We start from the raw sequence: 10,165 nt of genomic DNA on the forward strand, positions 1-10,165 counted from the left end.
ATCTGATGGGGCGCCTGCACTTTTCCACCAGCGACGGCAGGATCTGGCTGGATGACCAGCGCATGCTGCTGGTGCATGCCAAAGCACTGGGTGCGCTGCGCAAGGAGCTGATAGAGCATGTGGGCACGGACGCCGCGCGCGGTTTCATGATGCGCATGGGCTATTGCGCTGGCGTTTGCGATGCGCAACTGGCACGCAAGGTGCGCATCAAGGCCTCGCTCAACGACATGTTTGCCGTCGGCCCGCAAATGCACTGCCTCGGCGGCATAGGCCGCTCTGAAGTGATCCGGCTCACCATCGACATCGAGCGCGGCATCCACTACGGCGAGTTTCTCTGGACCAGTTCGGTCGAGGACGAAGAGCACATGCGGCACTTCGTGGTCGATACCGATCCCGCCTGCTGGATGCAAACGGGCTACGCCTCGGGCTACTCCACCGAATTCATGGGCAGGCCCGTGCTCTACCGTGAAGTCGAGTGCCTGTCCATGGGCCACATGACCTGCCGCATCGTCGGCAAGCTGGTGGAAGACTGGGACGAAGAGTCCAGAAAAGACATGCGCTTTCTGATGCCCGAGACGGCCACCAGCCGCCCGATGCCACTGGCGCGCCAGCCCAGCGTCACCGCCCGCCCGGTCACGGCCACGGGCGATTTGGACCACCCGGTGGGTATTTCGCCAGGCTTTAACGCCGTGCTGCATCTGATCAAGAAAGTGGCCCCCACCCAGGCCACGGCGCTGCTGCTGGGAGAAAGCGGCGTGGGCAAAGAAGTGTTTGCCCGCATGCTGCATCGCTGGAGTTCACGCCACGCCAAACCTTTTATCGCCCTGAGTTGCGCGGCCATTCCTGAGAACCTGATCGAGTCCGAGCTGTTTGGCGTCGAACGCGGTGCGTTTACCGGTGCCAGCCAAAGCCGCCAAGGCCGCTTTGAGCGCGCCGATGGCGGCACCCTGTTTCTGGATGAAATCGGCACCCTGAGTTTTGGCGCGCAAAGCAAGCTGCTGCGGGTATTGCAAGAGGGCGAAGTGGAGCGCGTGGGCGACTCCTCCACCCGCAAGATCAATGTGCGCGTGATTGCGGCCACCAATGTCGATCTGCGCGAAGAAGTCAAGGCGGGCAACTTCCGCGAAGACCTGTTCTTCCGGCTGAACGTGTTTCCGATTCGCATCCCGCCGCTGCGCGAGCGGCGCGAAGACATCCCGCTGCTGATGGCCCACTTTCTGGCCCGGTTCAACCTGCGCCACGAGCGCCATCTGACCGGCTTTACCCAGCGTGCGGTCGATGCCATGCTGTCCTACGACTGGCCTGGCAACGTGCGTGAGCTGGAAAACATCATCGAGCGTGGCGTGATTCTGGCCAGCGACGGCGAGGCCATTGACGCACCCCAGCTGTTTTCCTGTGGCGAGCAGTTCAGCGACCAGCGGTATGCCATCAACGGCGAAGGCAAGCTGGTGTCGGTCAGCCCGGCTTCGCTCTCGCCGGTGCAGACAGAACACAGCGACATCGATCGTGTCACCCGGCGCGTCAACGGCCTGCTACTGGGCGAAAACGATCCATCGGCAGACAACGTATCACTCGACGAGATCGAAACCATGCTGCTGCGGCGCGCCATCGATTCAGCCCGTGGCAATGTGGCAGCCGCCGCCAGGCTACTGGGAATCACCCGTCCGCAAATGCTTTACCGCCTCAAAAGCCGGGGCATCCTGCAAGAAAACAGCTGACTGCCGCCATCACCCGAGCGGTGTCGGGTGTTCGGCGCTTGCTGTAGCGCCATCCGCTGGCGGTGCGGGCCACCGCCCGGCGCAGGCCCAGGCGCACGCTGCGCCCAGCAGTGCCCCCGCCAGCACATCGCGCGGAAAATGCAGCCCCAGGGCGATGCGGCTCCACGCCACCAGCAGCGCGCACCCCAACAACACCAGCGCAACGCCAGAACGCGGCCCGCTGCGCCACACGCTCAGCGCCACGGCAAACGCCAGACTGGTGTGCACGCTGGGAAACGAGGCGTTGGCCGCCTGCTCCACCCAGGCCGTGCCCACCCCCAGCGCAAACGGGCGCGGCACCGGCCACAGCGCCTTGACCGCGCTGGCCAATGCCCAGGCCAGTGCCATGCTGGCCAGCGCCCGCCAGGCCACCCGGCGCCAGCGCCCCGGGGCCGCCACGCCAGACAGCGCCAGCGCGCCCCAGAGCAGCCACGACAACTCCTGCGACACCCACCGCGCGCCCCACAGCAGCGCCGGGCTGTGGCCCACGCTGGTGTTGAGCAGCAGCAAAACCTTGTCGTCCACCGTACGTTCTCCCAAAAAAAAGCCCTCTGCAAAGAGGGCTTGTAGTGTGCAGGGGGCGCCAGGCGCCCCTGCCAGCGGCGATCAGCCGCCCTTCTTGGAGCGCTTGCCAGGGTTCTTCTTGCTGCGTGTAGCCACGCCGCGCTCCAGGCTCACGCGCTGGCCACGGCCAGGGGTGCCCAGGGTCACGCCGTTGGGCGTCTGGGGACGGGGGGTGCGCTTGCGATCTGCTTCGGTGACGATTTTGTTGCCCATGGGAGGCCTCCGCTAAAAGTGAAAAGAAAAAGAAAAGCCCGCTATTAGGCCATAGCTGCACAGGGCTGGCGCGCAAAACCTGCCCGCCCACTGCACCAAACCGCGCCAAATCCCGCCAACGGCGATCCCAGCGCCCCCCGGTCTGCCCTTGGGCAGCCCCGTTCAGCGGCGCAACCGCTGGCCCAGCGTGACCACGGCCAGCACCAGCGCACCGGCCACCAAGCCCACCAGCGCATTGAGCAGGTTGGGCACCAGCACCTGCCACAGCGCACCCACCGGCCAGGCGCCTGCGGCCCCGCCAGCGGCCTCTACCGCGTGGTGCAACAGCGGCACCCCGTGTACCAGAATGCCCCCGCCCACCAGGAACATGGCCGCCGTGCCCGCCACCGACAACCCCTTCATCAACCAGGGCGCCGCAGCCACAATGGCACGCCCCAGGCCCTGCGCCGCTGCGCTGGCCTTGCCACTGAGCCACAGGCCCAGGTCATCGAGCTTGACGATGCCCGCCACCAGCCCATAGACGCCCACGGTCATGATGATGGCAATGCCCGACAGCACCGCCACCTGCTGGGCAAACGCCGCCGTAGCCACCGTGCCCAAGGTGATGGCAATGATTTCTGCCGACAAGATGAAATCGGTGCGCACCGCGCCTTTGATCTTGTCTTTCTCGAAAGCCACCAAATCCAGCGCCGGGTTGGCGTTGGCCAGGACGTGGCTTTCGTGCTGGGCCTCGGCCTCGTGGGGGCTGTGCAGAAATTGGTGCGCCAGTTTTTCGCAGCCTTCAAAGCACAAAAAGGCACCGCCCACCATCAACAGCGGCGTTACCGCCCAGGGCGCAAAGGCGCTGATGAGCAGCGCCAGCGGCACCAAAATCAGCTTGTTGATGAACGAGCCCTTGGCCACCGCCCAGACCACCGGGATTTCGCGCTCGGCGCGCACACCGGCCACCTGCTGGGCGTTGAGTGCCAAATCGTCACCCAGCACGCCAGCGGTTTTTTGCGCCGCCACCTTGGTCATCACCGACACATCGTCGGCCATGGCCACGCTTTTCTTGGCGGCCACTTTGGTCATCAAGGCCACATCGTCGAGGATGGCGGCAATGTCATCCAACAGGGTCAGCAAACTGGCTCCGGCCATGGGGTGGCTCCTTGCAAAAAAACAAACAAAAATAGCTTCCGGCGCTTATACAGCAAGCGCAAGAAGCTATGTTTTTGATAGTTAATTTCGAGAATTGAAAAAAGCGATCCCAGTGGGCTGGCCCTGGTGCGCCACGCAGCTCATGGATCGATACCACCCAGTTCACTCTCGATTTGCTCAATGCTGGGCAGGCTGGTTTGCAAATCCTGCGGCAAGGCGCGTGTCAGCTCGTAGCTGGAAACGCCAATCGGCTTTTCGACACCGCGCAAGGCGTACTCGGCCAGCACGCGGTTGGGCTGCTGGCACAGAATCAGGCCCACGGTCGGCTGGTCACTGGGGTGGCGCAGCAGGTCATCGACCACGCTGCAATAAAAACTCATCTTGCCAGCGTACTCGGGCTTAAAGTCGCCGCGCTTGAGTTCGATCACCACGTAGCAGCGCAGCTTCAGGTGATAGAACAGCAGGTCGATGTAGAAATCCTGGTCACCAATATCCAAGTGGTATTGGCGCCCGACAAAGGCAAAACCCTGCCCCAATTCGAGCAAAAATTTTTCCAGGTGCGCCATCAGCCCAGTTTCCAGTTCGCGTTCGTGAAACGGGTCGGAGAGCGTCAAAAAATCAAACAAATACGGGTCTTTGAGCGTCTGCTGCACCAGATCGGATTCGGGCTTGGGCAGGCGCAGCGCAAAGTTGCTGGCCGCGCGCCCATGGCGTTGGTGGGCAGCCGTTTCGATCTGCATCAGCAAAACATTGCGGCTCCAGCCATGCTCCAGCGCTGCCTGCATGTACCAGCGGCGCGTGGCGTGGTCTTTGACCTTGGCCATCAGCTCCGCGTGATGCCCCCAAGGCAGGGCCAAAATCAGCTCGGCCGTAAAAAGTGCCACAGCCTGTGGCACTTTTGGCGCGGGCGGCATTTGTGCCACAGGCTGTGGCACCCACTCCAATTGGGCGTATTCCCGGTAAAACGCCAGCATCCGCTTGATGTTGCGCTCGGAAAACCCCTTCTCCTCGGGCAACTCGTTGTGCAAATCCCGCGCCAGCCGGGGAATCACGCCCGCGCCCCAGCCCTCTTGCTGCTGACGCTCATGAATAGTCTGGCCAATGCCCCAATACAGGCGAATCAGCTCCGCGTTGACCGATAGCATGGCTCGCACCTGGGCTTGGCGCACGCGTTGCTTGAGGTCGGCAAGCAGCGAGGCGTAGCCCTGGGGCGGTGGCGTGAGGGAGGCGGGTTGTTCGCTCATGTCAGCGCATCCAGATGGATTTGTGACGCAACAAAGCCACTTAACTTTCGAACAAAAAAGGCTGCCAGCCCTTGCACAGCAAGCGCAAGCAGCTCTCATTTCAGGAGCAAATCCTGATCAACCCACCCACTTGCGCGCGTTGCGCCAGAGGTGCATCCAGGGGCTGAGCGCGGCCTGGCCGCCGCTGGCGCCCAGGTCTGTCCAGCTCATCTGGATGTTGCGGAACACGCGCTCGGGGTGCGGCATCATGGCGGTGAAGCGGCCGTCAGCAGTGGTCACGGCGGTGAGGCCGCCCGCGCTGCCGTTGGGGTTGAACGGGTACTGCTCGGTGGCCGCGCCGGTGTTATCGACAAAGCGCATGGCGCCAATCACCTGCGCCGCGTTGCCCCGGTGTTTGAAGTTGGCGTAGCCCTCGCCGTGCGCCACGGCAATCGGCAGGCGGCTGCCCGCCATGCCTTGCAGGAACAGGCTGGGTGACTCCAGCACCTCGACCATGGACAGGCGCGCCTCGAAGCGCTCGCTCTGGTTGGTGGTGAAGCGTGGCCAGTCTTGCGCGCCGGGGATGATGTCGGCCAGCTCGGCAAACATCTGGCAGCCGTTGCACACGCCCAGACCAAAGGTGTCCTGGCGGGCAAAAAAGCCCTGGAACTGCGCTGCCAGCACCGGGTTGAAGGTGATGGAGCGCGCCCAGCCAATGCCCGCGCCCAGCGTGTCGCCGTAGCTGAAGCCGCCGCAGGCCACCACGCCCTGGAAGTCTTGCAGTTGGACGCGGCCCGTTTGCAGGTCGGTCATGTGAACGTCGTAGGCCTCAAAACCGGCTTCGGTGAAGGCGTAGGCCATTTCGACGTGCGAGTTCACACCCTGCTCGCGCAGCACCGCCACTTTGGGGCGCGCCAGGTTCAGGAAGGGCGCGGCCACGTTGTCTGCCGGGTCGAACGTCAGGTGAACGTGCATGCCGGGGTCTTGCGGGGCACCGGCAGCGGCGTGCTCGGCATCGGCGCAGGCGGGGTTGTCGCGCTGCTGGCAAATCTTCCAGCTCACGCTGTCCCAGACCTGGTGCAGATCAGCCAGCTCGGCGCCGAACACCTGCTTGGCATCGCGCCAGATCGACAGCTGCCCCTTGCCCGCATCCATGCTGGAGCTTTGCGGGCGGGTTTTGCCGACAAAGTGGCTGAATTTGGACAAGCCGTGCTCGCGCAGCGTTTGCATGACGGCGTTGCGCTGTTCGGTGCGCACTTGCAGCACTACGCCCAGCTCTTCGTTGAACAGCGCCTTGAGCGTGAGTTCTTCGCGCCGCGCGCTGACCTGCTGTGCCCAGTTTTTGGCGTCGCCGGTTTCCATGCGGCTGTCGCTGATGCCATCGCCTTCGGTGACGAGCATGTCCACGTTCAGCGCCACGCCCACATGGCCGGCAAAGGCCATTTCAGCCACTGCGGCCAGCAAGCCGCCGTCGCTGCGGTCGTGGTAGGCCAGGATGTGGCCTTGCGCGCGCAAGGCGTTGATGGCGTCGACCAGGTTTTTCAGGTCTTGCGCGTCGTCCAGGTCGGGGGCGGCATCGCCCGCCTGGTTCAGCACCTGGCCCAGGATGCTGCCGCCCATGCGGCTTTGGCCCTTGCCCAGGTCAATCAGCACCAGCGTGGTGTCGTCTTCGGTGGCGTTGAGCTGCGGCGTGAGGGTGCCGCGCACGTCCGCCAGCGTGGCAAAGGCCGTGACCACCAGGCTGACGGGCGAGACCACTTTTTTGGCCACGCCGCCATCGTTCCACTGCGTGCGCATGGACAGGCTGTCCTTGCCGACCGGAATCGAAATGCCCAACGCTGGGCACAGCTCCATACCGACGGCCTTCACCGTTTCATACAAGGCGGCGTCTTCACCCGGTTCGCCGCACGCGGCCATCCAGTTGGCCGACAGCTTGACGCGCGGCAGTTCGATGGGCGCGGCCAGCAGATTGGTGATGGCTTCGGCCACCGCCATGCGGCCCGAGGCCGGGGCGTTGAGCGCGGCCAGCGGCGTGCGCTCGCCCATGGCCATGGCTTCACCGGCAAAGCCCTTGAAGTCGGCCAGCGTCACGGCCACGTCGGCCACGGGCACCTGCCAGGGGCCGACCATCTGGTCGCGGTGCGTCAGGCCGCCCACGGCGCGGTCGCCAATGGTGATGAGAAAGCGCTTGGAGGCCACGGTGGGGTGGCTCAGCACGTCAATCACCGCCTGTTGCAGGGCCACGCCGGTCAAGTCCATGGGCGTGAACGGGCGCGTTACGGTCTGCACATCGCGGTGCATTTTGGGTGGCTTGCCCAGCAGCACCGACATGGGCATGTCCACGGGCAGCTTCTGGTCGTCGGCGGTGGCTGCCGGGTCGTGCAGCACCAGCTGGCGCTCTTCGGTGGCAGTGCCGATCACGGCAAACGGGCAGCGCTCGCGCTCGCAAAACGCCGTGAACAGCGCCAGCGATTCGGGCGCAATGGCCAGCACGTAGCGCTCCTGGCTCTCGTTGCTCCAGATTTCTTTGGGCGACAGGCCCGATTCTTCGAGCTGCACGGCGCGCAGGTCAAAGCGGGCGCCCCGGCCTGCGTCGTTGGTCAGCTCGGGGAAGGCGTTGGACAGGCCGCCCGCGCCCACGTCGTGGATGGCCAGAATCGGGTTGCCCGCGCCCTGCGCCCAGCAGTGGTTGATGACTTCTTGCGCCCGGCGCTCGATTTCAGGGTTGCCGCGCTGCACCGAGTCAAAGTCGAGTTCAGCGGCGTTCTGGCCGGTGGCCATGGAACTGGCGGCGCTGCCGCCCATGCCGATGCGCATGCCGGGGCCGCCCAGCTGGATCAGCAGCGAGCCCGCCGGGAACAGCACCTTTTGCGTCTGCGCGGCGTCGATCACGCCCAAGCCACCAGCGATCATGATGGGCTTGTGGTAGCCACGCTGCACACCGGCCACTTCCTGCTCGTATTCGCGGAAGTAACCGGCCAGGTTGGGACGGCCAAACTCGTTGTTGAAAGCGGCGCCGCCCAGCGGGCCTTCCGTCATGATTTGGAGCGGGCTGGCGATGTGGCCTGGCTTGCCGCCCTCTTGATCCGAGGCGCCGCCCCAGAGCTTGGACACCGTAAAGCCCGTCAGCCCCGCCTTGGGCTTGGAGCCGCGCCCGGTGGCGCCCTCATCGCGGATCTCGCCGCCCGCGCCAGTGCTGGCGCCAGGGAAGGGTGAAATCGCCGTGGGGTGGTTGTGCGTCTCCACCTTCATCAGCACATGGTGGGTTGTGCTCTCTTTTTGATAGCTGCTAGCGCCCGACGCATGCGCGCCAGAGGCCATTTTGGCTACAAACCGTTCGACCGCGCTGCCTTCCATGATGGAGGCGTTGTCCGAGTAGGCCACCACCGTGTGCTGGGGCGCCAGCTGGTGGGTGTTGCGGATCATGGCGAACAGGCTCTTGTCCTGCACTGCGCCATCGATGGTGAACTGGGCGTTGAAGATTTTGTGGCGGCAGTGCTCGCTGTTGGCCTGCGCGAACATCATCAGCTCCACGTCGGTGGGGTTGCGCCCCAGCGACTGGAAGGCATGGGCGAGGTAGTCGATTTCATCCTCGGCCAGGGCCAGGCCCCACTGGGTGTTGGCTGCTACCAGCGCAGCGCGGCCACCGCCCAGCACATCGACGTGCTCCATGGGCTGCGCGGGCAGTTCGGTGAACAGGGCCTGCGCGCCTGCCAGGTCGAACAGCACCGATTCGGTCATGCGGTCGTGCAAGAGCGCGGCCACTTGTTGCAGCTGCTCGGCGCTCAGACTGGGTTTGCTCAGCAGGCCGGACTGCAGCTGCACGCGGTATTCGGTCACGCGCTCGACGCGGTGGATGTGCAGGCCGCAGTTGCGCGCAATGTCAGTGGCCTTGGAGGCCCAGGGCGACACCGTGCCCCAGCGCGGCGTGACGACGATGGCAGCGCCCTCGGTGGGGCCAGCGTAGGGCTCGCCGTAGGTCAGCAGGGCCGACAGGCGCGCGTGCTGGTCGGGCGTGGGCGCTGCATCCTGGGCCACCAGGTGGACAAAGCGGGCGGCAATCGACGCAATTTTGGGGTGGATGGCCTGCAACGCAGGCAGGAGTTGCTGGGCGCGAAAGGGGCTGAGGGCGTTGGCGCCCGCAAGCGTGGTCATGTGCAAGGTCACGTTGGCGGCCTGGTTGGGTGGAGAGGGAAAAGCGGAAAAATCGCAGTGGGGAAAGCGGGCAGAACCGGCGGCGGCGCTGCTGTGCCAAAGGCCAGCGCAGGCACGGGGCAAGCGCGGCATTTTACCGGCCAGGGGCAAGAAAGCCGGTGCGATGGGATAATTGGACGCATGAGCATCACCATCAAAACGGCAGCAGACATCGCCGCCATGCGCGAAGCCTGCCGCCTCGCTTCTGAAGTGCTGGACTACATCGCACCGCACATTCAACCCGGCATCACCACCCTCGAAATCGACCGCCTCGGCGCCGAATGCATGGCCCGCCAGGGCACACGCTCGGCCACCGTGGGCTACCAGCCGCCGGGCTACCCGCCCTACCCGGCCTCGCTGTGTACCTCGGTCAACCATGTGGTGTGCCACGGCATTCCCAACGACAAGCCCCTGAAAAAAGGCGACATCGTCAACGTGGATGTGACCGTCATCACCCAGGACGGCTGGTACGGCGACAGCAGCCGCATGTACCTGATCGGCGAGTGCTCGGTGGCCGCCAAGCGCCTGTGCGCCCTGACCTACGAGGCCATGTGGCACGGCATTTTGCAAGTCAAGCCCGGTGCCAAGCTGGGCGATATTGGCCACGCCATCCAGAAGTTTGCCGAGGGCCACGGCCTGTCGGTGGTGCGCGAGTTCTGCGGCCACGGCATTGGCAAAAACTTCCATGAAGAGCCCCAGGTGCTGCACTACGGCCGCCCCGGCACCCTGGAAGAACTCAAGCCCGGCATGATTTTCACCATCGAACCCATGCTCAACGTGGGCCGCCGCGAAATCAAAGAGCTGGGTAACGACGGCTGGACCATCATCACCAAAGACCGCAGCCTGTCGGCGCAGTGGGAGCACACGGTGCTGGTCACGCCCACGGGCTACGAGGTGCTGACGCTGTCGGCGGGCTACCCGGCGCTGCCCGATTTCGTCCACGCCACCACCACCTGAGCGCGCCTGCGCGCAGCGCCGCACCTGCGGCGCTTGCACGTTTCTTGCGTAGCGTGGCGCCTGTTGCTTCTCTTCCCGGATAAAACGCCATGACCGAACTGCAAGCCCTGCGCGACACCT

The 10,165-nt window shown here is 64.7% G+C and carries 7 protein-coding genes; 2 read left to right on the forward strand and 5 right to left on the reverse strand.

Annotated features, from left to right (window positions below; all coding sequences use genetic code 11):
* Positions 1 to 2: 2 nt before the first annotated feature.
* The gene (locus PHX69_RS12325) at positions 3 to 1,718 is read left to right on the forward strand and encodes a sigma 54-interacting transcriptional regulator (protein WP_502958526.1); all 1,716 of its coding nucleotides are present in this window, start codon (positions 3 to 5) and stop codon (positions 1,716 to 1,718) included.
* Between the two features lie 9 nt (positions 1,719 to 1,727).
* Here the strand turns inward: PHX69_RS12325 and PHX69_RS12330 are convergent, their stop codons facing one another.
* From PHX69_RS12330 to purL, 5 genes are all read right to left on the reverse strand, one after another.
* The gene (locus PHX69_RS12330; RefSeq protein ID WP_288044014.1) at positions 1,728 to 2,282 is read right to left on the reverse strand and encodes a phosphatase PAP2 family protein; all 555 of its coding nucleotides are present in this window, start codon (positions 2,280 to 2,282) and stop codon (positions 1,728 to 1,730) included.
* Between the two features lie 81 nt (positions 2,283 to 2,363).
* Positions 2,364 to 2,534: a hypothetical protein gene (locus PHX69_RS12335; RefSeq protein WP_165887084.1), complete on the reverse strand. Its 171-nt coding sequence runs from the start codon at positions 2,532 to 2,534 to the stop codon at positions 2,364 to 2,366.
* A 162-nt stretch (positions 2,535 to 2,696) separates the two neighbouring features.
* Positions 2,697 to 3,671, reverse strand: a complete 975-nt coding sequence (locus PHX69_RS12340; RefSeq protein WP_119013115.1) for a DUF808 domain-containing protein — start codon at positions 3,669 to 3,671, stop codon at positions 2,697 to 2,699.
* Between the two features lie 140 nt (positions 3,672 to 3,811).
* Positions 3,812 to 4,915: a PDDEXK nuclease domain-containing protein gene (locus PHX69_RS12345; RefSeq protein WP_288044017.1), complete on the reverse strand. Its 1,104-nt coding sequence runs from the start codon at positions 4,913 to 4,915 to the stop codon at positions 3,812 to 3,814.
* Positions 4,916 to 5,032: 117 nt separating this feature from the next.
* Positions 5,033 to 9,061, reverse strand: a complete 4,029-nt coding sequence (purL, locus tag PHX69_RS12350) for a phosphoribosylformylglycinamidine synthase (protein ID WP_288044019.1) — start codon at positions 9,059 to 9,061, stop codon at positions 5,033 to 5,035.
* Between the two features lie 168 nt (positions 9,062 to 9,229).
* On the opposite strand from purL, the gene map reads away from it, so the two are divergent.
* On the forward strand, positions 9,230 to 10,045 hold the full coding sequence (map, locus tag PHX69_RS12355) for a type I methionyl aminopeptidase (protein ID WP_288044021.1): 816 nt from the start codon (positions 9,230 to 9,232) through the stop codon (positions 10,043 to 10,045).
* Positions 10,046 to 10,165 lie beyond the last annotated feature (120 nt).

This window comes from Simplicispira sp. (assembly GCF_028687295.1).
GTDB classification, from domain to species: Bacteria; Pseudomonadota; Gammaproteobacteria; order Burkholderiales; family Burkholderiaceae_C; genus Simplicispira; species Simplicispira metamorpha.